This window comes from Allobranchiibius sp. GilTou38 (assembly GCF_017565325.1).
Lineage (GTDB): Bacteria > Actinomycetota > Actinomycetes > Actinomycetales > Dermatophilaceae > Allobranchiibius > Allobranchiibius huperziae.
Map to the genome: position 1 here is coordinate 196,887 of NZ_JAGEKN010000005.1, position 23,717 is coordinate 220,603.

The following is a 23,717-nucleotide window of genomic DNA, read 5'->3' on the forward strand; positions in this document are numbered from 1 at the left end:
TGTGGAAAGGCCGAGGCGCCCCCATTCGATCGGTCGCCGACAGCACGGGTCGCGGTCCGCGGTCCAGGTCGCGGGGTGTGTCCGAGCCGCCGGTTTGCGTTCGTGCTGCGGGTTTGCGTTCGTGGCCAGGGCGGCAGCACTGGCCGCCGACGCAAACCGTCCACCGCGTCGTACGCCGGTCCTACAGTGACGGGCATGCCCTCGGTGCCTTTCCCGCCCTCTCCCCCGCCTCCGCGGCCGGATGAGGTCGACGGCCTGCTCGGGTTCCTGGAGTGGCAGCGCCACGGCATCCGCTACGCGCTCGACGGGATCACCAACACGCAGGCGCGGCTGACGCCCATCCCATCGACGACCCTCTCCCTCGGCGGGCTGCTGAAGCACGTGGTGGCCACGGAGAGGTCGTGGATCCGCACCGACGTCGAACGCGGCGAGGAGGAGCCCCGCACGGACGAGTTCACCCTGGGCGCGGACGAGACCGTCGCTCAGTGGCTCGCCGCGTGGGAGGTCGAGGCGGCGCACACCGAGGAGGTGGTGCGGTCCGGGATCGACCTCGATCAGGAGGTGCCGACTACCAGGGCGGCGCGTCGAACAACGTGCGCTGGGTGCTGCTGCACCTGGTGGAGGAGATGGCCCGCCACGCCGGCCACGCAGACCTGTTGCGCGAGGCGATCGACGGCCGGACCTACCGCCGCTGACGTCGGCCCTCCCGTTCGACGATCAGCACAGGACTCCGGTGGACGACTGGGCTCGTCGCACGAGCGCCTCGTGCTCGCCGGACCGACCGGGGGTCGGCACGCGCCGCGAGCGACCCTGGATAGCTTGGGCTGATGGCCCATGGAGTGTTCGCCGGACAGGGCGTGGTGCAGATCGCCGAGCTCCTGCTCGCATTCGTCCTCTCCTCCGGCATCGGGCTGGAGCGCACGCTGCGCGGCAAGAGCGCGGGCCTGCGCACCCAGTCGATCGTCGGCACCACCGCGGCGGCAATCCTGCTGGTCTCCAAGTACGGCTTCACCGACGTGCTGCACAGCGGCTCGGTCGTGCTCGACCCCTCACGCGTCGCGGCGCAGGTCGTCTCGGGCATCGGATTCCTCGGCGCCGGCCTCATCCTGTCCCGCGGCGGCGTCGTACGCGGTCTCACCACGGCCGCCGCCGTCTGGGAGACCGCAGCGATCGGGATGGCCGCCGGAGCCGGTCTGTGGCTGATCGCGCTGGTGGTCACCGCCCTGCACTTCGTGACGGTCTTCGGTTACACCGAGCTCGCCCACCACCTGCCGGGGAGCCGCACCAACGCCACGCGGCTGCAGATCATCTACACCGACGGTCGCGGGGTGCTGCGATCACTGATCAACCGGCTCACCGCGCTCGGCTGGCGTGTCGACGGCCTCACCGGGATGCTGGACTCCTCGCGACTGCCCGAGGGCGTCGTCGGCGTGGTCATCACCACATCGGGTCAGGCCGAACCCGAGCGCCTGGTGAAGGTCCTGAGCGGCGTCGACGACGTCGTGGGAGTCGGCGTCGTCGAGGACGACGACGAGCTCGAATAGCGACGTCGCGCTAGCCCGCGTCTCCAGCAGCGTGCGAGCGGAAGTATGTCGTGCGCGCAGTTCGGTCATGCGCCGTACGCCGCAGCCCCACGGGCCTAGCCTGGCGGGATGAGCGACACCGAGGGTTTCGACACCTCCGTCCCGCCGAGCGGTGAGGGATGCGCGGACTGCCTGGACGGCGCGAGCCCCGGCTGGTGGGTGCACCTGCGGCGCTGCGCCCAGTGCGGGCACATCGGATGCTGCGATACCTCCCCGGGCCAGCACGCGACCGCCCACCACGACGCGACCGGCCACCCCGTCATCCAGAGCTTCGAACCCGGCGAGGACTGGTGCTTCGACTACCGCACCGGCGGATTCGCCTACGGGCCCGCGCTCGCACCCCCGACCAGTCATCCCAGAAACCAGAGCGTCCCCGGTCCGGCGGACAGGATCCCGGCCGACTGGCAGGACCAGCTGCACTAGAGGACGCCGGGGCGCGCGACGACGCGTCCGCCGCGAGACGAGGTGTGGGTTCTGCGTTCGCGGCCAGGACTGCAGCACTGGCCGCAGACGCAAAACCCGCACCTGGCGCCCGGCACCGGGCCCGAACCAGCTCTGTCAGGGAAGGGCCGGTGCCGCGAAGTGCAGCCGCGCGAACGCGAGCGCCTCCGCGAGGTCCAGCTCGCGTTCCTCGTCGTCGAGCTTGCGGGTGCCGACCTCCAGGACGATCGACCCGTCGTACCCGCCCGCCGCCAGCGCCTCCAGGAACTGCGCGCACGGCTGCCCACCGCGTCCCGGCACCAGGTGCTCGTCCTTGAAGGACCCGGAGCCGTCGGCCAGGTGCACGTGCGCCAGCCGCTTCCCGAGCGCGGCCTGCATGGCCATCGCGTCCGATCCGGCGGTGGCGGTGTGCGACAGGTCGAGTGTCACGTGCGCGTAGTCGATGTCGACCGGGTCCCAGCCGGGCAGGTACGCCTGCATCTCGCGCTGCCGGGCACGCCACGGGAACATGTTCTCCACCGCGAGCTGTATGCCGGTCGCTTCCTCACGCTGCGCCACCCCGGCGACGAACTCCGCGGCGTAGTCGCGCTGCCAGCGGAACGGCGGATGCAGCACCACCGTCTCGGCGCCGACCTCACGTGCGACCCGGACCGAGTTGTCGACCTTGTCCCAGGGCTCGGTGCCCCAGATGCGTTGGGTGAGTAGCAGAGTCGGCGCGTGGATCGAGACCACCGGCAGCTGGTAGTGGTCGATGAGCCGTTGCAGCGCACCGGCCTCCTGGCTGACCGGGTCGTTCCACACCATCACCTCCACCCCGTCGTAGCCGAGCCGGTCGGCGAGGTCGAACGTGGCCGCGACGCCGTGGGGATAGACCGAGGCGCTGGAGAGGACGACCTTGGCGTCCGGGATGCGGCTGATGCTCACTCGGCCGCGTCCCATCCGTCCATGGCGTCCAGGCGGCGCAGGATGACGCCCTCGCGCAGCGCCCACGGGCACAGCGTCAGGGCGGGTACGTCGAGCAGCTCCATCGTGCCCTCGATGACCACCGCGCCGGCCAGCATCTGCGCCGACCGGCTGGCCGACACCCCTGGGAGGCCCGCACGCTCGGCGGCCGTCATCTTCGCCAGGCGCGGCACCAGCTTGGTCAGGTCGGCCCGCTCCAAGGTGCGCTCGACGTACGGGCCCTCGTCCTTGGGCGCCGCTCCGCAGAGCCGCGCGAGCGACCGGATCGTCTTGCTGGTGCCGACGACGTGGTCCGGGCGGCCGAACCGGGTCAGGTCGCGCATGCTGCGGGCGATCTCGGTGCGCACCTGCTTGCGCATGGCGCGCAGGTCCTCCGCCGCCGGCGGGTCGCCCTGCAGCGTGCGCGTCAGGCGGCCTGCGCCGAGCGGCAGGCTGATCGCCGCGTCCGGCACCTCGTCCTGCCCGTTCGCGAGCTCCAGCGACCCGCCGCCGATGTCGATGACGATCAGCCGCCCGGAGGACCATCCGAACCAGCGGCGTACGGCGAGGAACGTCAGCGACGACTCCTGCTCGCCGGAGAGCACCTGCAGGTGGATCCCGGTCTTGTCGTGGACGGTCTTCAGCACCCCCTCGCCGTTGGGGGCCTCGCGGATGGCGCTGGTCGCGAAGGCCAGCAGCTGCTCGGCGCCCTGGTCCTCCGCGATGGTCTTGCATTCCTCGACGAAGCCGACGAGCGCCGCGATGCCCTCCCGCGCGATGTCACCGCTGGAGGTCGTGTGCTCGGACAGCCGCAGCTCGCGCTTGTGGGAGAACGCCGGGATCGGCTGGGCACCGCGGTGCGCGTCGACGACGAGCAGGTGGACCGTGTTCGAACCGACGTCGATCACTCCGAGGCGCATGCGGCCAAACTAGTCGGCGCACCTGCGGTCGGTGAGCACCATCCACCGCCGGCCGCCGAGGATCTCCCGCGACAGCCTTCTCGGTCTGCTGGGTGCAGTGTGCCGGGGCTACGATCACGCCCGTGGCCGAGACCGATCCGAATGTCGCACGAAGCTGGGTCGAGTTCGACAACCCGGACGACGGTGCCGAGCGGTTCCGCTGCGACCTGACGTGGCTGACCTCCAACTGGACCTGCATCTACGGGCGCGGCTGCCAGGGCATCTACGCCGACCGCCCCGACGACGGATGCTGCACGCTCGGCGCGCACTTCGCCGACAAGGACGACCTGAAGAACGTCCGCCGGGTGGTCAAGGAGCTCGGCCCCGACGAGTGGCAGTACTACGAGGAGGGCCACTCCGACCTGGGCTGGCGCGAGAAGGAGGACGGCGCGACCAAGACGCGCGTCGTCGACGGCGCCTGCATCTTCCTCAACCGGCCCGGCTTCCCCGCGGGCGACGGCTGCTCGCTGCACCAGCACGCGCTGCTCACCGGCGTCGAACCGCACACCGTCAAGCCGGACGTCTGCTGGCAGTTGCCGTTGCGGCGCACCTTCCGCACGGTCGAGCGCGGCGACGACACGTCGTACCTGGAGATCTCGATCGGCGAGTACCAGCGCAGCGGCTGGGGCCCGGGCGGACACGACCTGGACTGGTACTGCAGCTCCAACCCCGAGGCGCACGTCGGCAAGGAGCCGCTCTACCTCTGCAACGCCGGCGAGCTGCGGCACCTGATGGGCGACGCGGCGTACGACGTGCTGGTCACGCACTGCAAGGCACACCTGGCGCTCGCGAAGGCAGCGCGCCGCCCGGGCAACCGCACCCTGCTGCCGCTGCTGATCCACCCCGCCACGCTCGACGCGCAGAAGCAGAACCGCAAGCGCGTCTGACCGGCCGTACGCCTGTCGGCGGCGGCGCATACCTTCTGCGTATGCCGACCGCGAGCGCCCGCAAGAAACCCCCAGCGCCGTCCTACCGCTGCGCCGAGTGCGGCTGGACCGCGATCAAGTGGGTCGGACGCTGCAGCGAATGCCAGGCGTGGGGCACCTTGGAGGAGGTCGGCCAGGTCGGCGTGCACACCGCCGCCGCGACCGTGCTCGAGCGGCCCGCCGTGCCGATCGGCGAGGTGGACGGGTCGCAGGCCTCCGCCCGGCCGACCGGTGTCAGCGAGTTCGACCGCGTGCTCGGCGGCGGCCTGGTGCCCGGGGCGGTCATCCTGGTCGCCGGCGAGCCGGGCATCGGCAAGTCCACGCTGCTGCTCGACGTGGCCGCGCGCGCGGCACGCGGGCCGCGCCGGGTGCTCTACGTCAGCGGTGAGGAGTCGGCCGCGCAGGTGCGGGTGCGGGCCGAGCGGATCGAGGCGCTGGCGCGCACCCTCTTCCTGGCCAGCGAGACCGATCTCGGCACGGTGCTGGCACAGATCGACCAGGTCCGCCCGGAGCTGCTGGTGATCGACTCGGTGCAGACCATCGCCTCCACCGAGATCCCCGGCTCTCCCGGCAACGTCAGCCAGGTGCGTGAAGTCGCGGCGGCGATCATCCAGGTCGCCAAGCAGCGCGACATCAGCGTGCTGCTGGTCGGCCACGTCACCAAGGACGGCTCCATCGCCGGTCCCCGCGTGCTGGAGCACCTGGTCGACGTCGTCGTGCAGTTCGAGGGCGAGCGACACTCGCGGCTGCGCCTGGTGCGCGCCGCGAAGAACAGGTACGGCCCGACCGACGAGGTGGGCTGCTTCGACCTGTCCGACGTCGGCATCGTCGGCCTGCCGGATCCGAGCGGGCTCTTCCTCACCCGCCGGGAGCAGCCTGTGCCCGGCACCTGCGTCACGGTCACCCTCGAAGGGCGCCGTCCACTGGTCACGGAGGTGCAGGCGCTGATGGTCGACGGCGTGCAGGGCAACCCCAGGCGCACCACCAGTGGCATCGACTCCTCGCGGACGGCCATGATCCTCGCCGTGCTGGACCGTCGCGCCGGCCTGCCGGTCTCGCGCAGCGACTGCTACCTCTCGACCGTCGGGGGTGTGCGGCTCAGCGAGCCGGCGGCCGACCTGGCGATCGCGCTGGCCATCGCGAGCGGCGTGCAGGACCGTCCGATGGGCGCGGGCACCGTGGCCGTCGGCGAGGTGGGACTGGCCGGGGAGGTACGCGCGGTGTCCGGTGTCGCGCGACGCCTGGCCGAGGCCTTCCGCATCGGCTTCAGGAGGGCTGTCATCCCCGCGGGGTCGCTGGCCGGGGAAGCCGCACCGGAGGGCATGCAGGTCGTCGAGGTGGACGACGTACGCGACGCCGTGCGGTTGATCGACGGGGGCGGCCCGCGCCTCACATAGAATCCAGCGCGTGCCACCCACCGAGGAACAGTTGCTGCGCGACACGCTCGCCGCGGCCGCTCCGGGCACCCAGTTGCGCGACGCCCTCGAGCGCATCCTGCGCGGCCGCACCGGAGCGCTCATCGTGCTGGGCTACGACACCGTGGTGCAGAGCATCAGCACCGGCGGTTTCCCCATCGACATCGACTTCTCCTCCACGCGGGTGCGCGAACTGGCCAAGATGGACGGCGCGATCGTCCTGGACAAGGGCGTGACGAGGATCATCAGCGCCGCCGTCCAGCTCGTCCCGGACCCCAACATCCGCACCCGGGAGTCCGGCACCCGGCACCGCACGGCGGAGCGGGTCGCCAAGCAGACCGGCCTTCCCGTCATCTCGGTGAGCCAGTCGATGCAGACCATCGCCCTCTACGTCGGGTCGCTGCGGCACGTGATGGAGGGGTCCAACGCGATCCTGTCCCGCGCCAACCAGGCGCTGCAGACCCTGGAGCGCTACAAGTCGCGCCTCGACGAGGTCACCCGCACCCTGTCCGCCCTGGAGATCGAGGACCTGGTCACGGTCCGCGACGTGGCCACGGTGCTGCAGCGGCTGGAGATGGTGCGACGGATCAGCGAGGAGATCGCCGAGTACGTCGTGGAGCTCGGCGTCGACGGTCGGCTGATGTCCCTGCAGTTGGACGAGCTGGTCGGCACCCTGTCGGACGACCGGGAGCTGGTCGTGCGCGACTACGTCGACGTCGCCCGCGACGGCATGACCACCCAGCAGGCGCTGGACCGGCTGGCGGCGATCAGCTCCACCGACCTGCTCGACCTGCACGCCGGTGCCGGCGCGCTGGGCTCGGCCGGTGCCGCGGAATCGCTCGACGCGCCGGTCTCGCCGCGCGGCTACCGGCTGCTCAGCAAGATCCCGCGGCTTCCACCGCTCATCAACGACCGCCTGGTGGAGCACTTCGGCAGCCTGCAGAAGCTGCTCGCGGCCGACTTCGATCAGTTGATGGCCGTCGAGGGCGTCGGCGAGCTGCGCGCCCGCTCGGTGCGCGAGGGCCTGTCGCGTCTCGCCGAGAACAGCATCCTCGAGCGGTACGTCTGAGCGGCGACCGGTGACCGCAGCTGCGCACGCCGGACTGCACCAGCCGGTCCTGGACTGGTACGCCGACCACCGACGCGATCTGCCCTGGCGGGCCCTCGACGCCACGCCGTGGGGTGTCTTCGTCTCCGAGATCATGCTGCAGCAGACCCCGGTCGTGCGCGTGCTGCCCGTGTGGACGGACTGGATGACGCGCTGGCCCGCACCTGCCGATCTGGCCGCCGCCGCACCCGGCGACGCGGTACGGCACTGGGGTCGCCTGGGGTATCCGCGCCGGGCCCTGCGGCTGCACGCCGCTGCCACGGCGATGGTCGCTTCGCACGACGGGGCCGTCCCGGACGATCTGGAGCAGTTGCGCGCGCTGCCGGGAGTGGGCGCCTACACCGCGGCGGCGGTGGGGGCGTTCGCGTTCGGGATCCGCTGCGCCGTCGTCGACACCAACGTGCGCCGGGTGCACGCCCGCGCGGTCACCGGGTCGGCCCAGGCCGCCCCGGCGCTCACCGCCGCTGAATCCCGCCTGGCCGAGGAGCTTCTTCCCCGCGACATTGCGGACGCCGCCACCTGGAACGTCGCGGTGATGGAGCTGGGCGCACTGGTGTGCACCGCCGGCTCTCCCACCTGCGAGCGGTGCCCGATCTCCGACCGGTGCGCGTGGCTGGCCGCAGGTCGACCGGCGTACGACGGTCCGGTGAAACGGGCGCAGCGGTGGGCGGGCACCGACCGACAGGTCCGGGGGCTGCTCCTGCAGGCGCTGCGCGACGCGGACGGTCCCGTGCAGCAGGCCGCCCTGGACCTCGTCTGGTCCGACGCGGCGCAGCGCGGCCGGTGCCTGGCCGGCCTCATCGAGGACGGCCTGGTCGACCCGCTGCCGGGTCGGACCTACGCGCTGCCGGCCTGATCGATCAGGCCCAGCTTCTCGAAGGCCTCGGTGACCACGTGCTGCGGGTCGCCGTGCGCGTGCACCACGACTCCGGGCTCATCGGGCTGCAACGCCTCCAACGTGGCCAGCTGCGACGGGAGCAGGGACGCGGGCATGTAGTGACCGGTGCGCACCGCGAGCCGTCGTTCGAGCTCCTCGACGGGTACGTCGATGCAGCAGAAGCGCACCCGGTCACGACCTTCTCGCAACAGATCGCGGTAGGCCCGCTTGAGCGCCGAACACGTGACGACCGCGCTGCGGCCCTCGCGCGCGTGCTCGTCCATCCACGCACCGATGGCCCGCAGCCACGGCCAGCGGTCCTCATCGGTGAGCGGCACGCCGTGCGCCATCTTCTCGACGTTCGCCTCCGGGTGGAAGTCGTCGCCCTCGGCGAAATCCCACCCCAGCCTGGTCGCCAGAGCCGTGGCGATCGTGGTCTTGCCGGACCCCGAGACTCCCATCACGATGACGAACTGCGGGCGCTCGTCGTTCGGCCGGTCCGGGTCGGGTGCACCGCTCATGGAGCACGACTCTAACGAGGCGGCCGCGACATCCCGATCCCCGGTCGGAGCAGAAGCTGGTAGGTTCCTGCGTTTGTGCCTGTCGCTCTCGCGCCCTACGGGCGCCTCTTCGCCGCGGGCATCCGGCAGCAGACGACCTACCGCCTGGCGATGCTCGGCGGGCTGGTCGCGAACACGACGTTCGGGCTGCTGAAGTCGGTCATCCTGCTCGCCGCGGTCCGCGCGGGTGGCGGGAATCTGCACGGATACGCGGTCGGGACCATGGCGACCTACGTGTGGCTGTCGCAGGGGCTGCTCGGATCGCTCAACCTCACCGGGCGCACCGACCTGGCGGACCGGATCAAGTCCGGTGCCGTGGTCACCGACTTCCTGCGGCCGATCTCCCTGCAGTGGGGCACCGTCGCCACCGATGTCGGCAAGGCCGTATGCGCCCTGCTGCCGCGTGGCGTGCCGAGCATGCTGATCGGCTACCTGTTCGTCGGTATGACGATCCCGCACCGGCCGCTCCCCTGGGTGCTGGGTGCCGTGAGCCTGCTGCTCGGCATCACCGTTTCGTGGGCGAGCGTCTACCTCGTCGCATCGGCCGCCTACTGGCTCGTGGAGATCCGCGGGCTGCAGGTGTTCTACATGATGGTGTCCGGTTTCTTCGCGGGACTCCTGGTCCCGATCTCGCTCTTCCCGCACTGGCTGCTCGTGCTCGCCTCGAGCACTCCGTTCCCGTCGATGCTGCAGTACCCGATCGACGTGTTCACCGGCCGCGGCGGGGTGGGCCTGATCGCCGCGCAGGTGGGGTGGCTCGCCCTCGTGGGGACGGTCGGACACGTGTTGACGAACGCCGGTCGGCGGCGCTTGGAGGTGCAGGGTGGCTGACACCGTCACCGCCCGCACCGCGCCGTACCGGGCCGTGCTCGCCTCCCGCATCCGCGCGCAGCGCTCCTACCGGCTCAGTTTCGGCGTCGACCTCGCCGCGTCGTTCCTGGTGAGTTTCATCGAGCTCGCCGAGGTATGGGTGCTCTTCCACGCCGTGCAGTCGCTGGGCGGATTCGACTTCCGGCAGATCCTGCTCGTCTTCGGCATCGCCGACTTCTGCTTCTCGATGGCCGACATGGTGGTCGGGCACTGCGACGACCTGGACAGGTACGTCCGCGACGGCACCCTCGACGTGTTCTATCTGCGTCCGCAGCCGCTGCTGCTTCAGCTGATTACCAGCAACATCGAGTTGCGCCGCCTCGCGCGAGCGGCGGTCGGCCTGGCCTCCATCGTGATCGCCCTGTCCATCAACGACATCCGGTGGAGCCCGGCCCATGTCGGACTGCTCGCAATGACCCTGATCGCCGGGATCGCGATCTTCTCGGCGATGTTCGTCTGGGCCGCGGGCATCCAGTTCTTCGTCATCAGCGGCGGCGAGCTCACCAACTCCTTCGTGTACGGCGGCCGCTACGCCGCCACTCAGGTCGCCTCCGTGTGGACCCGCCCGGTCAAGGCCGCGTTCGGATTCTTCTTCCCGATGGCCTTCACCGCGTTCCTGCCCGCGCTGCTCCTGCTCGGCAAACCCGGGCCGTCCCTGCTGCCGGCGTGGCTCGGCTGGTGCACTCCGCTCGCGGCGATCTGGGCGTGGGCCGGTGGGCTGTGGCTCTGGCGGATCGGCGTACGGCACTATCAAGGAGCAGGAGGATGACCGCAATGATCATCGAGACTGATTCTCTGACAAGAGTTTTCAAGCGTCGCCGTGGTCTGGTGCGCACCGAACTGACCGCGGTCGATCAGCTGACCCTGCGGATCGAAGCCGGCGAGTCCGTCGGCTACATCGGCGCTAACGGCGCCGGGAAGTCGACCACGATCAAGATGCTCGTGGGCATCCTCGTGCCGACGGGCGGCTCGGTGCGCACCTGCGGACGCGATCCGTTGCGCGAGCGACGCCATCTCGCCCGACAGATCGGGGTGGTCTTCGGCCAGCGTTCCCAGTTGTGGTGGGACCTTCCGGTCAGGGAGTCCTTCGCGATCCTGGCCTCGATCCACGCCCTGCCCGCGCAGGTCCGACGCGCACGCACCGAGGAGTTGATCGAGCAGTTGGAGATGGATGACTTCCTCGACACCGCGGTGCGCCAGCTCTCGCTCGGGCAGCGGATGCGCGCCGAGGTCGCCGCGGCGCTGCTGCACTCCCCCGAGCTGGTCATCCTGGACGAGCCGACGATCGGCCTGGACGTGCTGTCCAAGCAACGGCTGCGCGAGTTCCTCATCCGCGAGCGCGCCGAGCACGGCACCACCCTCCTGCTCACGACCCACGACATGGGCGACATCGAGCGGTTGTGCGACCGGGTCCTCGTCGTCGACCACGGCCGACTGGCGTACGACGGCACCCTGCCCGGGCTCTCCCAGCGGGTGGGGGCGAGGCGGGTGCTCGTCGTCGACCTCGCGGCGCCCGGGCCGGACCTGCTGGGCATCGACGCCACCACCCACCTGGGGAGCGAGGCGGGCGGCATTCGGCAGCGCCTGGCGTTCGATCCCGAGGTCGCCACCGCCGCGACGGTGCTCGCCGCCGTCGCCGCACGGGCCGAGGTGCGCGATCTGTCCATCGAGGAGCCCGACATCGAGGACGTCGTACGCCGCATCTACGCCGGGAGCCGCTGATGGATCTGCGCAGCAGCGTCTACGCCATCGTCCGGCTGGTCCCGCCCGGCACCGTCGTCAGCTACGGCGACATCGCCGGGATGCTCGCCATGTCACCGCGGATGGTCGGCCGTTTCATGGCGTTGTGCGAGGAGGAGGACGTCCCGTGGTGGCGGGTGGTCAGCTCGTACGGCGACCTGCCGGCCCATGTACGGGTACATGCCCTCGACCACTGGGACGACGAGGGACTGGTGCTGAAACCGAACGGACTGGGAGTGGCGATCCGGCGCTACCGGGCCGATCTCGCCGACCTGGCCGACGCCGCGGAGGCTGCCCTCGGACCGCTGCCGGGGCTCGCGGACGACGACTCCTTCACAGGGTGAGCAGCATCCTGGTGTTGCCGAGGGTGTTGGGTTTGACCCGGTCCAGGTCGAGGAACTCCGCGACACCTTCGTCGTAGGACTGCAGCAGCTCCAGGTAGACGTCCGGCTCCACGGGGTCGCCCTCGATCTCCCGGAACCCGTGACGGGCGAAGAAGTCGACCTCGAAAGTGAGACAGAAGACGCGCGCCACCCCGAGGTCGCGGGCGTGCTGCAGCAGGTGGCCGAGCATCTGGTGGCCGGTCCCGTGGCCGCGCATGTGCGGGTGCACGGCGATGGTGCGCACCTCGGCGACGTCCTCCCACATCACGTGCAGGGCACCGCACCCGACGAGCTCTCCGTGGCGCTCGGCCACGATGAACTCCTGCAGCCCCTCGAAGTAGGCGACCGGCGGCTTGGCGACGATGGCCCGGGTCTCGACGTACGGCTCGATCAGGGCACGAATGGCGGGGACGTCGGCGGTGCGGGCAGGGCGCAGGGTCGTGCTCACCGACGCGTGGTCCACGTCACGACCCTAACGAGAGCGTTCCCGGACGCGCATCGGCCCCGGATCCGAGCCGGATCCGGGGCCGATGGGTGCTGCGTTCTGGGTCAGTCCTTGCCGAGGTCGACGCCGTGTTCGCCGCCGCTGTCGCCGACACCGGCCGGCTCGGGCAGCGCGTCGGGCGCCTTCGGCTTCGGCGAGCCGGCGAAGGTGAACTTCGCGGTCTTGCCCTCACCGTCGACATCGACCAGGACGATCTCGCCGGCACCGAGCTCGCCGTAGAGGATCTTCTCGGACATCATGTCCTCGATCTCCCGCTGGATCGTGCGACGCAGCGGCCGGGCACCGAGCGCGGGGTCGTACCCGCGCTTGGCCAACAGCGCCTTCGCGGGCGTGGTCAGCTCGATCGCCATGTCCTTGTCCTTCAGCCGCACGTCGAGCTTCTCGACCATCAGGTCGACGATCTCGACGATCTGCTCCTCGGTCAGCTGCGGGAACACGATGGTGTCGTCCACGCGGTTGAGGAACTCGGGGCGGAAGTGCTGCTTGAGCTCGTCCTGCACCTTCGCGCGCATCCGGTCGTAATCGGTCGCGGCGTCGTTGCCGGAGGCGAAGCCCAGCGAGACACCCTTGGAGATGTCCCTGGTGCCGAGGTTGGTGGTCATGATGATCACCGTGTTCTTGAAGTCCACGACCCGGCCCTGGGAGTCGGTCAGGCGACCGTCCTCCAGGATCTGCAACAGGCTGTTGAAGATGTCGGGGTGGGCCTTCTCGACCTCGTCGAAGAGCACCACCGAGAACGGCTTGCGCCGCACCTTCTCGGTCAGCTGGCCGCCCTCCTCGTAGCCGACGTAGCCGGGAGGCGAACCGAACAGCCGCGAGACGGTGTGCTTCTCGGCGAACTCGGACATGTCGAGGGTGATCAACGCGTCCTCGTCGCCGAAGAGGAACTCCGCGAGCGCCTTGGCCAGCTCGGTCTTACCGACGCCGGTCGGACCGGCGAAGATGAACGAGCCGCCGGGACGACGGGGGTCCTTCAGGCCCGCGCGGGTACGACGGATGGCCTGGGACAGCGCCTTGATCGCGTCGTCGTTGCCGACGACCCGCTTGTGCAGCTCGTCCTCCATCCGCAGCAGTCGCGAGGACTCCTCCTCGGTCAGCTTGAAGACGGGGATGCCGGTCGAGGCGGCGAGCACCTCGGCGATCAGCTCCTCGTCGACCTCGGCCACGACGTCCTGGTCGCCGGCCTTCCACTCCTTCTCGCGCTGCGCCTTGGCGTTGATGAGGTTCTTCTCATCGTCGCGCAGCGACGCGGCCTTCTCGAAGTCCTGCCCGTCGATCGCCGATTCCTTCTCGCGGCGCACGTGCTGGATCTTCTCGTCGTACTCGCGCAGGTCGGTCGGCGCCGTCATCCGGCGGATGCGCAGTCGCGCACCTGCCTCGTCGATCAGGTCGATCGCCTTGTCCGGCAGGTGCCGGTCGTTGATGTAGCGGTCGGCCATGTTGACCGCACCGACCAGCGCGGCATCGGTGATCGTGACCCGGTGGTGGGCCTCGTAGCGGTCGCGCAGACCCTTGAGGATCTCGATGGCGTGCGGGATCGAGGGCTCCATCACCTGGATGGGCTGGAAGCGGCGCTCCAGCGCGGCGTCCTTCTCGATGTGCTTGCGGTACTCGTCGAGCGTCGTCGCGCCGATCGTCTGCAGCTCACCGCGCGCCAGCATCGGCTTCAGGATCGAGGCCGCGTCGATCGCGCCCTCGGCCGCGCCCGCCCCGACGAGGGTGTGGATCTCATCGATGAACAGGATGATGTCGCCGCGGGTGCGGATCTCCTTCAGCACCTTCTTCAGGCGCTCCTCGAAGTCACCGCGGTAGCGCGAACCTGCCACTAGCGACCCGAGGTCGAGGGTGTAGAGCTGCTTGTCCTTCAGCGTCTCGGGCACGTCGCCGCGCACGATGTCCGCGGCGAGGCCCTCGACGACGGCGGTCTTGCCGACGCCGGGCTCACCGATGAGCACCGGGTTGTTCTTGGTACGCCGCGACAGCACCTGCATGACGCGTTCGATCTCGGACTCGCGCCCGATGACCGGATCGAGTTTGCCGTCTCTCGCGGCCTGGGTCAGGTTGCGACCGAACTGGTCGAGCACCAGCGAACCCGCCGGGGTGCCCTCCTGCTGGCCCTGACCGCCGACGCCTGCGCCCGCGGTCTCCTTGCCCTGGTAGCCGGAGACGAGCTGGATGACCTGCTGGCGCACTCGCGCCAGGTCGGCACCCATCTTCACGAGGACCTGGGCGGCGACGCCCTCGCCCTCGCGGATCAGCCCGAGCAGGATGTGCTCGGTGCCGATGTAGCTGTGGCCGAGCTGCAGACCCTCGCGCAGCGAGAGCTCCAGCACCTTCTTGGCCCGCGGGGTGAAGGGGATGTGGCCCGGCTGGGTCTGCTGGCTGGGGCCGATGATCTCCTGCACCTGCTCGCGCACGGCCTCCAGGGAGATGCCGAGGCTCTCCAGGGCCTTGGCCGCGACGCCCTCACCCTCGTGGATGAGGCCGAGCAGGATGTGCTCGGTGCCGATGTAGTTGTGGTTGAGCATGCGCGCCTCTTCTTGGGCGAGCACCACCACACGCCGTGCGCGGTCGGTGAACCGTTCGAACATGTCAACTCCCTTGAGGCTGCTGCCTGCGTCGTTCGATGCTATCCGCAGCGGCTGGGCGACCTGCCCTGCTGCTGGTGTCTGATGACCTCAACGCGACCCACTCACAGTGTGTTCCGCACAGGGGCCTTCGACGAAAGACGTTCGCCGTCAGCAGAAAGCCGAAGCGGCACGTTTACGATCCATACCGTGACGGATGCGACGGTGGTCAAGGTCGGGGCCTTCGGACACACCGTCGACATCGAGGTGCCCGATCAGGTGTCCGCGGGGCGCGTCCGCGACCAGTGGTCACGGTGCCTGGCCGACCCCGGCGCCGGCCCCGCGCTGCGTTCGGTGGAGTACGTCGCCGATCTCGACTCCGATTTCGCCGAGTACTCGGTGGTCTCCGGCGTCACCCTGCGCTTCATCCAGCTGTGTGCCGGGCAACTCACCATGCTGCACGCCTCCGGGGTGGCCGACCCCGAGACCGGTGCGGTGATCGCCCTCGTGGCGGAGTCCGGCACGGGCAAGACGACCGCGGCCCAGCGGTTGTGCGCGGCCGCATTCGCGTACGTGACCGACGAGACGGTCGCCGTACGCGGCGACAGCCGGGTCCTGCCGTTCCCCAAGCCGCTCTCGGTGATCATCGAGGGCGAGGAGCACAAGCACCAGCACGGACCGGACGAGCTCGGCCTGCTGCCGGTGGCAGAGCCACCGATACTGCAGCTGCGGCGCATCGTCCTCCTGCAGCGGGACGGCGCCCCGGGTGCAGCGCCCAGGGTGGAGCAACTGCCCCTGCTCGACGGCATCCTCGCCCTCATCCCGCAGCTGTCCTATCTGACGAAGATGCCCGAGCCCCTGCTGACCCTCACCCGGCACGTGCAGTCCTGCGGTGGCATCCACCGGCTGCACTACAGCGAGATCGAGGAGTGCGCCGACACGCTGCGGGCGCTGGCCGCCGACGCCCCGGCGGAGGTCGCGCAGGTCGAACACCTCTCGCCGCCCACCGACGAGCCCGCTCCCGGGGCGATCGGATCGGTCCGCCGTGGCGCGTACGCGGACGCGGTGCGCATCGACGAGGAGATCCTGCTGCTCATCGAGGACCTGCCGATCCGCTGCAGCGGGTTGGGCGCCACCGTCTGGGATGCGGCCCGCGAGCCGCGCACCCTCGAGGAGCTGGTCTCCATCTGCGTCGAACTGCACGGCGACCACCCTGACGCCGACGCCCTGGTCCACGCCGCCGTCGAGCAACTGTGCGCGCACGGAGTGTTGGCGCAAGGCTGACCCGCCGCCGGGCCAGCCCCCGTTTCGGCCCGCTCGGCCCCGAACGCACCACCCGCTGCCCGGCCCAGGCCCGGTTAGGGCCCGCTCGGCCCCGAACGCACCAGCCCGACTCAGCTGGCTTTCTTGGCCGTGCTCTTCTTGCTCGTCTTCGCGGTCGTCTTCTTCGCGGCGCTCTTCGCGGCCGTCTTCTTCGCGGTCGTCTTCTTGGCCGTCGCCTTCTTCGCCTCGCCCTTGTCGGCGCCGGTCTTCTCGGCTGCAGGCGCCTTCACTCTGCTGTTGCCGGCGCCGGCGCTCTTCTTCGCCGGTGCTTCACCCCGCGACGCCTTCGCCCGGTCCACGCTCTGCTGCAGCGCCGCCAGCAGGTCGACCACCTGGGCGGAATCTCCGTCGTCCTCCTCCTGGGGCGCCTGCACCTCGCCGCCGTCGAGCTTGGCGCGCACGACCTCCTTGACGGCCTGCTCGTAGTCGTCGACGTAGTCGTCCGGCTCGTAGTCGCCGGCCAGCGACTCGACCAGCATCTGCGCCATCGCGAGTTCCGCGGGCTTCGCGGGCGTGTCGTCGGCGTCGTCGAGCACGCCGAAGTCGGCCTCGCGCACCTCGTCCGGCCACAGCAGGGTCTGCAACGCGATCACCCCGCCGCGCACCCGCAGCACCGCGATCGTCATCCGGGTGCGGATCGAGATCGTCACGATGGCGACCCGGTCGGTCTCCTCCAGAGCCGCCCGCAGCAGCTCGTACGGCTTGACCGCTGCCTTGTCCGGCTCGAGGTAGTAGCACTTGTCCAGGTACATCGGGTCGATCTGGTCGCTCGGGACGAACTTGTCCACGGCGATCTCGCGGCTGCTGCTCGTCGGCAGCGACGACAGGTCGTCGTCGGTCAGCACGACCATCTGGCCGTCCTCGGTCTCATACCCCTTGGCGATGTCGTCGTAGGCGACCTGCTCGCCGTCGATCGAGCACACCCGCTGATAGCGGATCCGGCCCCCGTCCTCACGGTGCACCTGGCGGAACTGAACGTCGTGGTTCTCGGTCGCCGAGTAGAGCCGCACCGGCACGTTGACCAGGCCGAACGACACGGCACCTCTCCAAATGGCTCGCACCAGGCAAGATTGCCCCATGCGCCCCATGCTCGCCACCCCTTCCGCACGGGTGCCGAGCGGCGACCGGTGGCAGCACGAGGTCAAATGGGACGGCATGCGGGTGCTGGCCGACGTGCACGACGGCCGGGTGCGGCTCACCTCCCGCACCGAACGCGAGGTGTCGGTGGCCTTTCCCGAGCTGCTGACCGTCACCGCTGGCCTGAGTGCGTACGACGATCTGCTCCTCGACGGCGAGATCGTGAGCCTGCGCGAGGGCCGACCGTCGTTCGGTGCGTTGGCCGAGCGGTTCAACGTCGGCGACGCCCGCACCGCTGCGACCCTCGCGGTGCAGGCGCCGGTGACGCTGATGGCCTTCGACGTGCTGCGGATGGCCGGCACGTCGACGCTGGCACGGCCGCTATCGCAGCGCAGGGAGTTGCTGGAGGGCATCGGCATCGCCACCCCGCGGGTGCAGGTGCCGCCGGTGTTCACCGAGGGCGAGGATTTGTTGCGGGCGACCGCCGATCAGGGCCTGGAGGGGATCGTGTCCAAACGCACCGACTCGGCGTATCTGCCGGGATCGCGCAGCCCGCAGTGGCGCAAGATCGTGCACCGCACCACGGGCTCGTACGTGATCGGTGGCTGGCGGCCGGAGACCGACTCCGCGCGACTGGGAGCGCTCCTCGTGGGGACGCCGACCCCGGACGGACTGGTCTTCCGGGGTCGCATCGGTTCGGGGCTGGCGGGCGCCGCGGGTGACCGGCTGCTGGCACAGCTGCGCTCTCGCAGCCGACCGGACTCCCCGTTCCTGGAACGGGTGCCGGCGATCGATGCGAAGGGCTGCACATGGGTCGAGCCGGACCTGGTGGCCGACCTGGAGTACCACGGGGTCTCCGAGGGGGGCCGGCTGCGGCAACCGACGTGGCGAGGACTGCGCCCGGACCTCAGTCCTGCCGAGCTCATGGACACGGCCGTACAGGATGCCGCCGATGGCTGAGGCGCAGCAGGTGAGCGTCGAGGTCGAGGGACGCCGCCTGGCCCTGAGCAACCTGGACAAGGTGCTCTATCCGGCGACCGAGACCACCAAGGGCGAGGTGCTGCACTACTACGCGCGGGTGGCGCCGGTGCTGCTTCCGATCCTGGCGGGACGGCCCGTCACGCGCGTGCGCTGGCCGCACGGTGTCGGTGACACGTCGTTCTTCGAGAAGAACGTGCCACAGGGCGCGCCGTCCTGGCTGCCGCGGATGACGGTGGCGTCGAGCGGCTCGCGTGGTGGCGGCGACCGCGTCACCTATCCGTTCGTGGAGGACCTCGCCGCGCTGACCTATCTGGCCAACCTCGCGGCGATCGAGCTGCACGTGCCGCAGTGGCGTTGGGTCGAGGACGCCGCGGCCAACCCCGATCGGCTCGTGATCGACCTGGATCCGGGATCCCCCGCCGGCCTGGCCGAGTGCGCGGATCTCGCGCTGCAGGTCCGGGAGGAGCTGGTGGACGCGGGGATGGAACGCGCCGTGCCGGTGACCTCCGGCAGCAAAGGCATGCAGGTGTACGCCGCGCTGGACGGCTCGCGCACGAGCGAGGAGATCCGCGACTGGGCCAAGGACTTGGCTCAGTCGCTGACGCGAAGCAATCCGGACCTGGTCGTGTGGAAGATGACCAAATCCATCCGCGGCGGGAAAGTCCTGCTGGACTGGTCGCAGAACACTGCCGCTAAGACCACCATCGCCCCGTATTCACTACGCGGTAGGGAACGGCCCATGGTGGCCGCCCCGCGCAGCTGGGAAGAAGTGCAGGAGCCCGGCCGCCTCACTCAACTCGATTTCGAAGAAGTGCTGGACCGACTCGATTCCGATGGGGATCTATTCGGCGCGGCGCTGGGCGACTGAATTCAGGAATTCGCCTCGGCGTACGCCGTCTGCAACTCACCGGAAACACGACCGCGGTCGCTCACGGTGAAACCGTTGGCGCGACCCCATTCGCGGATCTTGTTCAGGTCGTCGCGACCTGCGGTGCTGCCGCTGCTGGCCCTGGCAGTAGTCGCTTTGCGGGCACCGCGGACCTTGCGGGCGTGACCGGTCCAGGTGGCCAGGTCATCTCGCAGCCGCGCGGCATTGGCCGCCGACAGGTCGATCTCATAGTTGACACCGTCGAGGGCGAAAGTCACGGTCTCCGCAGCTTCGGAGTGGTCGAGGTCGTCCTCGAGCAGAATCTGTACGCGCTGAGCCATATCTATCTCCTGTGTACCCGATGTGGGTTATGCATCGTTTGATGGACCCTTCAACGACGCACACCTGGGCACCATTTGAAGGAGTTCCAAACCTAACATACTAATTCAGGAGTCTTGAGATGCGCCGGGCGTTGTCGGAGGCTGCGCCGGAGCGTCCGCCCTATCGCTTTTGTGTTCTTCTTCCCACTGCGCTTGCGCTATTCGTTCGCGCCGGTCGCCCTCCATCATGTGGCGCAGCACGAGATACAACAGAAACAGCAGCCCGATCGACGGGACGAGTGTTTCCAGGGCGGCCCACATGGTTCCAGGGTAGGCCGCCCCTCCCGTCGCTCAGCGCGGCAGGTCCAGCATCTGCTGCGTCCCGCCCCTGCCGGAGCCCACGTCACCCTCGTCACCGAGCGTCTCGCGCTCGTGGTCCAGCAGCCACACCTTGCGCTCGATGCCCCCGCCGAAGCCGGTCATGGCGCCGTTCGCCCCGATCACGCGGTGGCACGGGACCACGATGGAGATCGGGTTGCGCCCGTTGGCGAGGCCGACGGCACGGCTCGCGCCGGCCGAACCCAACGCGCGTGCCAGGTCGCCGTAGCTGCGGGTGCGCCCATAGGGGATCGCCCGCAACTGCGCCCACACGCGCTGTTGGAAGTCGGTCCCGGTCGGGTCCAGCGGCAGGTCGAAGGTGCGGCGTTCGCCGTGGAAGTACTCCCGCAATTGGCGCACCGCCTCGCCCAGCACGCCCGTGGCGGATTCCTCGCGCGGGCCGAAGGTGGATTCATCGGGTTGGTGGCGGTGCTCCTGCATGTAGAGCGCCGAGAGGGCCGATCCGCGACGTACGAGCGTGAGGTCGCCGATCGGAGTGCCGGTCATCTGGAAATGCGAGATCTGATTCATGAGATGTCCTCTTCCGGGAGTTTGTTGGCCTCGTGGTCGCCGGTGGCCCACAGATGCTGCACGGCGTAGGAACGCCAGGGCCGCCAGCGGGCCGATGCGCTCTCGATGACGCGGGGCCTGTCCTCGATGCCGAGGGCGCGGGCCGCGATCCGCACGCCGAGGTCGGTGCCGGGAAAGGCGTCGGGATCGCCCAGCGCCCGCATGGCGTAGCTCTCCACGGTCCACGGTCCGATGCCGGGCACGTCGCCGAGCACCCGCCTGGCCTCCTCGCGGTCGGCGCCGGCGCTGGTGTCCAGGGACCCCTGCGACAGCACCCGACACAGCGACCGGATCGTCTCCCGCCGGGTCACGGGCATCGCGAACGACTCGTCGCCGGCCGTCAGCAGCGCCTCCGGCCCGGGGAAGAGCCGCGTCAGACCTCCGCCAGGGTCGTCGACGTGCGCCCCGAACGTCGCCGCGAGACGCCCCGCGTGGGTGCGCGCCGCCTTCGTGGAGACCTGCTGGCCGAGCACGAGGCGGATCGCCATCTCTCGGGAGTCGACGGTCCGGGGCACGCGCCGGCCCGGCGTACGACGGACGAGCGGCGCCAGCTGGGGATCCTCGGCCAGCGCGGCGTCGACGGCCTCCGGATCGCAGTCGAGGTCCAGCAGCCACCGGCATCTGCTCACCGCCACGGTGAGGTCGGATAGATCGGTGAGTGCCAGGTCCGCGCGGACGTGGTCCGGCGTGGGTGACAGCTCGACGATGCCCGGACCGCCGGGCAGGTCCAACGTGCGCCGATAGCGGCTGTCGCGCCACTCCTCCACCCCCGGCACGCCGGTCGCGGCGAGATGGCCGAAGACGTTGTCCGGGTGGAACGGCGCGCGGAACGGCAACCGCAGGGACAGACGCTGCCACGGCGAAGGGTCGCGCTCGGGCGAGGTGCCGCTCCGACCGCGCGCTGTCTTCGCGGCGCGCAGCTGCGACGGCGTCATCGCGAAGACCTCCTGCACCGCCTCGTTGAACGCCCGGATGCTGCCGAACCCGGAGGCGTGCGCCACCTGTGCGAGCGGCAGGGTCGTGGTCTCGATGAGGATCCGCGCGGACTGGGCGCGCCCGGCCCGGGCGATCGCGAGCGGACCGGCGCCGAGCTCGGCCTGGACGGCCCGCTCGATCTGCCGCACCGAGTAGCCGAGCCTCCGTGCGAGCCCCGTGACGCCGTCGCGGTCCACGACGCCGTCGCCGATCAGGCGCATGGCGCGCCCCACCAGGTCGGCGCGCACGTTCCACTCCGGCGAGCCGGGGCTGGCGTCCGGCCGGCAGCGCTTGCAGGCGCGGAAACCGGCCGATTGCGCCGCGGCCGCGGTCGGGAGGAAGGTGATGTTGCGCGCCATGGGCGGGGTCGCCGGGCAACTGGGTCGGCAGTAGATGCCGGTGCTGCGCACGCCGGTCACGAACCAGCCGTCGAACCGTGCGTCACGGGATCGGACGGCCCGCAGACAGGCGTCGGTGTCGGTGTGCATGCGACCAGTCTGCGCCGGTCGCCGGTATGAAGCTAGCGGAAAAACGACATGTCGGTTTCTCGCCAGTTATTGCCTTGTCAGGAGATCGGTCGCGCCCCGCCGTTCGGACCGAGCTCGATGGGCAGGTTGTCGATGAGCCGGGTCGTGCCGACCCGTCCCGCGACCGCCAGCAGGGCCGGTCCGCGGTACCACTCGGCCACTTCGGTGAGCTCGGTCGGGTGCACGAGCACGAGGTAGTCGATCAGGGCGAGCGGCTCGCGGACCAGCACGTCGCGGGCGGCACGTCGTACGGCGGCCGGTCCGATCCGCGCCATGTCGGCGCCTGCGCGCAGCGCCTGTGACAGGCAGCCCGCAACCTCGCGGTCCGTCTCGGTCAGATAGCGGTTGCGACTGCTCAGCGCCAGCCCGTCCTGCTCGCGGGCGGTCTCGACGGCCACCACCTCGGTGGGGAAATCGAGATCGCGGGCCATCCGCTTGATGAGCAGCAGCTGCTGAGCGTCCTTCTGCCCGTAGTACGCCCGTGAGGGCCGGACCAGGTGCAGCATCTTGGCCACGACGGTGAGGACCCCGTCGAAGTGTCCGGGCCGGGCGGCGCCCTCCAGCACGTTGCCCAGCGCGCCCGCCGAGATGCGCACACCGGGTTCGCCGTCCGGATACACGACGTCGGGTGAGGGCGCGAAGACCAGATCCACGCCTTCGCGCGCACAGATCGTCAGGTCCTCCTCGAACGTGCGCGGATACCGCGACAGATCCTCGCCGGCCGCGAACTGCAGCGGATTGAGGAAGATCGTCACGACGACGTGCTCCATCTCATGGCGCGCCTGGCGGATGAGCCGCGCGTGACCTTCGTGCAGCGCTCCCATCGTCATCACGACGCCCACGTCGTCACCGAGCGCCGCACGCGCGGTCTGCAGTTCGTCGCGGCTGTAGGCGATCGTCGGTGTCTCGTGCGTCATCCCTCTTGTCCGTTCGGGTCGAGCAGATCCAGCATCGGTCGGGTGGTGCGCGCCGGGGTCGCGTGGCGCTCCGCGGCACGCAGGGCGGTGGCCAGCGCCATCGCGCGGTAGGAGTCGGGCACGTCGGGTGACTCGTCGGACAGCACCTGCAGATGGGCACGCACCGTCTCCACGTCACCGCGTGCCACCGGCCCGGTGAGCGCCCGGTCACCGTGCTCGAGCGCGTTGGTCAACGCGGCCGTGAGCAGGCCGTCGAGCACCTGCTGTGGCGCCTCGATCCCGGCGTGCCGCAGGATCTGCTGACTCTGCGCGACGAGGGTGACCAGATGGTTGGCGCCGTGGGTGAGGGCGGCGTGGTAGCGCGGGCGCTGCTCCTCCGACAGCGGCAACGGTTCACCGCCGAGGTCGAGCACGAGCGCCTCGGCGATCAGGTCCGCGCCCATCGACGCAGTGACGGCCATCGGGATGCCGAGGAGTCGGGGCAGGTCGCGCGCTGTGCCGGTGAAGGTCATCGCGGGATGCATCGCGATGGCGTCGCCGCCGGCCTCGACGACCGGAGCGAGCACGTCGCAGCCGTGGAAACCGCTGGTGTGGATGACGAGACGGCCGCCGTTCCAGGCCCCCTGGGCGCCCAGCGAACGGGTCAGATCGCCGAGTTCGTCGTCCGGCACGGTGAGGAGCACGACCTCGGCCGACCGGGCGACCTCCGGCGGAGGGAGCACCGGCACGCCGGGCAGCATCTCGGCCGCCCGCTGCAGGGAGGCGTCGCTCACCGCGCTGGTGGCCGTGACCTCATGACCTGCCGCGCGGAACGCGGCACCGAGCACCGCGCCGACGCGGCCGCATCCGACGACCGCGACGCGCAAGCTCGGTGGCCGACCCGTCGTACTCACAGGCAGTGACGC

General features: G+C 70.3%; 25 protein-coding genes and 1 pseudogene. 14 read left to right on the forward strand and 12 right to left on the reverse strand.

Translation table 11 applies throughout. The features are described from left to right. Positions 1 to 195: 195 nt before the first annotated feature. The 3 genes and pseudogenes from JOB34_RS04375 to JOB34_RS04385 all read left to right on the forward strand — a co-directional run bounded on the left by JOB34_RS04375 (position 196) and on the right by JOB34_RS04385 (position 2,006). Positions 196 to 695 (forward strand): annotated as a pseudogene (locus JOB34_RS04375) (DinB family protein). 132 nt (positions 696 to 827) lie between these two features. After that, positions 828 to 1,544 (forward strand): MgtC/SapB family protein, encoded by a 717-nt coding sequence (locus JOB34_RS04380; protein WP_208051566.1) that lies wholly within the window; start codon positions 828 to 830, stop codon positions 1,542 to 1,544. A gap of 108 nt (positions 1,545 to 1,652) precedes the next feature. Continuing rightward, positions 1,653 to 2,006, forward strand: coding sequence for a UBP-type zinc finger domain-containing protein (locus JOB34_RS04385; RefSeq protein WP_208051567.1), 354 nt, complete (start codon positions 1,653 to 1,655; stop codon positions 2,004 to 2,006). A gap of 135 nt (positions 2,007 to 2,141) precedes the next feature. Here the strand turns inward: JOB34_RS04385 and JOB34_RS04390 are convergent, their stop codons facing one another. Further along, positions 2,142 to 2,942, reverse strand: a complete 801-nt coding sequence (locus tag JOB34_RS04390) for a sugar phosphate isomerase/epimerase (RefSeq protein ID WP_347813730.1) — start codon at positions 2,940 to 2,942, stop codon at positions 2,142 to 2,144. A gap of 2 nt (positions 2,943 to 2,944) precedes the next feature. Continuing rightward, positions 2,945 to 3,886 carry a Ppx/GppA phosphatase family protein gene (locus JOB34_RS04395; RefSeq protein ID WP_208051569.1) on the reverse strand — a complete coding sequence of 314 codons (942 nt, stop codon included), beginning with the start codon at positions 3,884 to 3,886 and terminating at the stop codon, positions 2,945 to 2,947. Between the two features lie 122 nt (positions 3,887 to 4,008). On the opposite strand from JOB34_RS04395, the gene JOB34_RS04400 reads away from it, so the two are divergent. Genes JOB34_RS04400 through JOB34_RS04415 form a run of 4 tightly spaced genes read left to right on the forward strand, consistent with a single transcriptional unit; the run spans position 4,009 to position 8,230 of the window. Next, complete coding sequence (locus JOB34_RS04400; RefSeq protein WP_208051570.1) at positions 4,009 to 4,812, forward strand: hypothetical protein; 804 nt, start codon at positions 4,009 to 4,011, stop codon at positions 4,810 to 4,812. Between the two features lie 41 nt (positions 4,813 to 4,853). Then, positions 4,854 to 6,248 carry a DNA repair protein RadA gene (radA, locus tag JOB34_RS04405; protein WP_179478792.1) on the forward strand — a complete coding sequence of 465 codons (1,395 nt, stop codon included), beginning with the start codon at positions 4,854 to 4,856 and terminating at the stop codon, positions 6,246 to 6,248. Positions 6,249 to 6,258: 10 nt separating this feature from the next. Then, positions 6,259 to 7,335 (forward strand): DNA integrity scanning diadenylate cyclase DisA, encoded by a 1,077-nt coding sequence (gene disA / locus JOB34_RS04410; protein ID WP_233763843.1) that lies wholly within the window; start codon positions 6,259 to 6,261, stop codon positions 7,333 to 7,335. Positions 7,336 to 7,345: 10 nt separating this feature from the next. Beyond that, positions 7,346 to 8,230, forward strand: a complete 885-nt coding sequence (locus JOB34_RS04415) for an A/G-specific adenine glycosylase (protein WP_347813715.1) — start codon at positions 7,346 to 7,348, stop codon at positions 8,228 to 8,230. On the opposite strand, the gene JOB34_RS04420 is transcribed toward JOB34_RS04415, so the two are convergent. After that, positions 8,212 to 8,772, reverse strand: coding sequence for a gluconokinase (locus JOB34_RS04420; RefSeq protein WP_208051571.1), 561 nt, complete (start codon positions 8,770 to 8,772; stop codon positions 8,212 to 8,214). The genes JOB34_RS04415 and JOB34_RS04420 overlap by 19 nt on opposite strands. Positions 8,773 to 8,847: 75 nt before the next feature. On the opposite strand from JOB34_RS04420, the gene JOB34_RS04425 reads away from it, so the two are divergent. Genes JOB34_RS04425 through JOB34_RS04440 form a run of 4 tightly spaced genes read left to right on the forward strand, consistent with a single transcriptional unit; the run spans position 8,848 to position 11,765 of the window. After that, complete coding sequence (locus JOB34_RS04425; protein ID WP_343048382.1) at positions 8,848 to 9,642, forward strand: ABC-2 family transporter protein; 795 nt, start codon at positions 8,848 to 8,850, stop codon at positions 9,640 to 9,642. Further along, on the forward strand, positions 9,635 to 10,450 hold the full coding sequence (locus JOB34_RS04430; RefSeq protein WP_208051572.1) for an ABC-2 family transporter protein: 816 nt from the start codon (positions 9,635 to 9,637) through the stop codon (positions 10,448 to 10,450). Before JOB34_RS04425 ends, JOB34_RS04430 begins: the two co-directional genes overlap by 8 nt. After that, entirely contained in the window at positions 10,447 to 11,403 is a 957-nt protein-coding gene (locus JOB34_RS04435; protein WP_208051573.1) for an ATP-binding cassette domain-containing protein, read from the forward strand. The genes JOB34_RS04430 and JOB34_RS04435 overlap by 4 nt, the downstream gene beginning before the upstream one ends. Continuing rightward, positions 11,403 to 11,765: an MGMT family protein gene (locus JOB34_RS04440; RefSeq protein WP_208051574.1), complete on the forward strand. Its 363-nt coding sequence runs from the start codon at positions 11,403 to 11,405 to the stop codon at positions 11,763 to 11,765. The genes JOB34_RS04435 and JOB34_RS04440 overlap by 1 nt, the downstream gene beginning before the upstream one ends. Here JOB34_RS04440 and JOB34_RS04445 read toward each other — a convergent pair. Continuing rightward, positions 11,755 to 12,267 (reverse strand): amino-acid N-acetyltransferase, encoded by a 513-nt coding sequence (locus JOB34_RS04445; protein WP_347813716.1) that lies wholly within the window; start codon positions 12,265 to 12,267, stop codon positions 11,755 to 11,757. The two genes, JOB34_RS04440 and JOB34_RS04445, sit on opposite strands and share 11 nt — an antisense overlap. An 86-nt stretch (positions 12,268 to 12,353) precedes the next feature. Beyond that, positions 12,354 to 14,900, reverse strand: a complete 2,547-nt coding sequence (locus tag JOB34_RS04450) for an ATP-dependent Clp protease ATP-binding subunit (protein WP_179478782.1) — start codon at positions 14,898 to 14,900, stop codon at positions 12,354 to 12,356. Between the two features lie 186 nt (positions 14,901 to 15,086). Between JOB34_RS04450 and JOB34_RS04455 the strand changes: the two genes are divergently transcribed. Further along, positions 15,087 to 16,160 (forward strand): hypothetical protein, encoded by a 1,074-nt coding sequence (locus JOB34_RS04455; protein ID WP_208051575.1) that lies wholly within the window; start codon positions 15,087 to 15,089, stop codon positions 16,158 to 16,160. Positions 16,161 to 16,270: 110 nt separating this feature from the next. Here JOB34_RS04455 and JOB34_RS04460 read toward each other — a convergent pair whose 3' ends face one another. After that, a complete protein-coding gene (locus JOB34_RS04460) occupies positions 16,271 to 17,260 on the reverse strand; it encodes a Ku protein (protein WP_208051576.1) in 990 nt (329 codons plus the stop codon). Positions 17,261 to 17,276: 16 nt separating this feature from the next. On the opposite strand from JOB34_RS04460, the gene ligD (JOB34_RS04465) reads away from it, so the two are divergent. Together ligD (JOB34_RS04465) and ligD (JOB34_RS04470) are read left to right on the forward strand one after the other, a co-directional pair. Next, the gene (gene ligD, locus JOB34_RS04465; RefSeq protein WP_208051577.1) at positions 17,277 to 18,236 is read left to right on the forward strand and encodes a non-homologous end-joining DNA ligase; all 960 of its coding nucleotides are present in this window, start codon (positions 17,277 to 17,279) and stop codon (positions 18,234 to 18,236) included. Next, on the forward strand, positions 18,229 to 19,125 hold the full coding sequence (ligD, locus tag JOB34_RS04470) for a non-homologous end-joining DNA ligase (RefSeq protein ID WP_208051578.1): 897 nt from the start codon (positions 18,229 to 18,231) through the stop codon (positions 19,123 to 19,125). The genes ligD (JOB34_RS04465) and ligD (JOB34_RS04470) overlap by 8 nt, the downstream gene beginning before the upstream one ends. A 2-nt stretch (positions 19,126 to 19,127) precedes the next feature. On the opposite strand, the gene JOB34_RS04475 is transcribed toward ligD (JOB34_RS04470), so the two are convergent. The 6 genes from JOB34_RS04475 to JOB34_RS04500 all read right to left on the reverse strand — a co-directional run bounded on the left by JOB34_RS04475 (position 19,128) and on the right by JOB34_RS04500 (position 23,705). Beyond that, positions 19,128 to 19,466, reverse strand: a complete 339-nt coding sequence (locus tag JOB34_RS04475; RefSeq protein ID WP_208051579.1) for an Lsr2 family protein — start codon at positions 19,464 to 19,466, stop codon at positions 19,128 to 19,130. Positions 19,467 to 19,571: 105 nt separating this feature from the next. Further along, positions 19,572 to 19,766, reverse strand: a complete 195-nt coding sequence (locus JOB34_RS04480) for a hypothetical protein (protein WP_208051580.1) — start codon at positions 19,764 to 19,766, stop codon at positions 19,572 to 19,574. Between the two features lie 30 nt (positions 19,767 to 19,796). Continuing rightward, positions 19,797 to 20,354, reverse strand: coding sequence for a methylated-DNA--[protein]-cysteine S-methyltransferase (locus JOB34_RS04485; RefSeq protein ID WP_218883512.1), 558 nt, complete (start codon positions 20,352 to 20,354; stop codon positions 19,797 to 19,799). Next, positions 20,351 to 21,856 (reverse strand): AlkA N-terminal domain-containing protein, encoded by a 1,506-nt coding sequence (locus JOB34_RS04490; RefSeq protein WP_208051581.1) that lies wholly within the window; start codon positions 21,854 to 21,856, stop codon positions 20,351 to 20,353. The genes JOB34_RS04485 and JOB34_RS04490 overlap by 4 nt, the downstream gene beginning before the upstream one ends. A gap of 77 nt (positions 21,857 to 21,933) precedes the next feature. Then, the gene (gene panC / locus JOB34_RS04495; protein WP_208051582.1) at positions 21,934 to 22,812 is read right to left on the reverse strand and encodes a pantoate--beta-alanine ligase; all 879 of its coding nucleotides are present in this window, start codon (positions 22,810 to 22,812) and stop codon (positions 21,934 to 21,936) included. Further along, on the reverse strand, positions 22,809 to 23,705 hold the full coding sequence (locus JOB34_RS04500) for a DUF2520 domain-containing protein (protein WP_179478764.1): 897 nt from the start codon (positions 23,703 to 23,705) through the stop codon (positions 22,809 to 22,811). Before JOB34_RS04500 ends, panC begins: the two co-directional genes overlap by 4 nt. Between the last annotated feature and the right edge of the window lie 12 nt (positions 23,706 to 23,717).

What these genes read in the sequence shown, in the direction of transcription:
- JOB34_RS04475 (WP_208051579.1), bottom strand. Translation starts at nt 19,466, where the DNA reads ATGGCTCAGCGCGTACAGATTCTGCTCGAGGACGACCTCGACCACTCC.
- JOB34_RS04485 (WP_218883512.1), bottom strand. Translation starts at nt 20,354, where the DNA reads ATGAATCAGATCTCGCATTTCCAGATGACCGGCACTCCGATCGGCGAC.
- JOB34_RS04490 (WP_208051581.1), bottom strand. Translation starts at nt 21,856, where the DNA reads ATGCACACCGACACCGACGCCTGTCTGCGGGCCGTCCGATCCCGTGAC.
- panC (WP_208051582.1), bottom strand. Translation starts at nt 22,812, where the DNA reads ATGACGCACGAGACACCGACGATCGCCTACAGCCGCGACGAACTGCAG.
- ligD (WP_208051577.1), top strand. Translation starts at nt 17,277, where the DNA reads ATGCGCCCCATGCTCGCCACCCCTTCCGCACGGGTGCCGAGCGGCGAC.
- JOB34_RS04435 (WP_208051573.1), top strand. Translation starts at nt 10,447, where the DNA reads ATGACCGCAATGATCATCGAGACTGATTCTCTGACAAGAGTTTTCAAG.
- ligD (WP_208051578.1), top strand. Translation starts at nt 18,229, where the DNA reads ATGGCTGAGGCGCAGCAGGTGAGCGTCGAGGTCGAGGGACGCCGCCTG.
- JOB34_RS04380 (WP_208051566.1), top strand. Translation starts at nt 828, where the DNA reads ATGGCCCATGGAGTGTTCGCCGGACAGGGCGTGGTGCAGATCGCCGAG.
- JOB34_RS04450 (WP_179478782.1), bottom strand. Translation starts at nt 14,900, where the DNA reads ATGTTCGAACGGTTCACCGACCGCGCACGGCGTGTGGTGGTGCTCGCC.
- JOB34_RS04385 (WP_208051567.1), top strand. Translation starts at nt 1,653, where the DNA reads ATGAGCGACACCGAGGGTTTCGACACCTCCGTCCCGCCGAGCGGTGAG.
- JOB34_RS04395 (WP_208051569.1), bottom strand. Translation starts at nt 3,886, where the DNA reads ATGCGCCTCGGAGTGATCGACGTCGGTTCGAACACGGTCCACCTGCTC.
- JOB34_RS04440 (WP_208051574.1), top strand. Translation starts at nt 11,403, where the DNA reads ATGGATCTGCGCAGCAGCGTCTACGCCATCGTCCGGCTGGTCCCGCCC.
- JOB34_RS04420 (WP_208051571.1), bottom strand. Translation starts at nt 8,772, where the DNA reads ATGAGCGGTGCACCCGACCCGGACCGGCCGAACGACGAGCGCCCGCAG.
- radA (WP_179478792.1), top strand. Translation starts at nt 4,854, where the DNA reads ATGCCGACCGCGAGCGCCCGCAAGAAACCCCCAGCGCCGTCCTACCGC.
- JOB34_RS04480 (WP_208051580.1), bottom strand. Translation starts at nt 19,766, where the DNA reads ATGTGGGCCGCCCTGGAAACACTCGTCCCGTCGATCGGGCTGCTGTTT.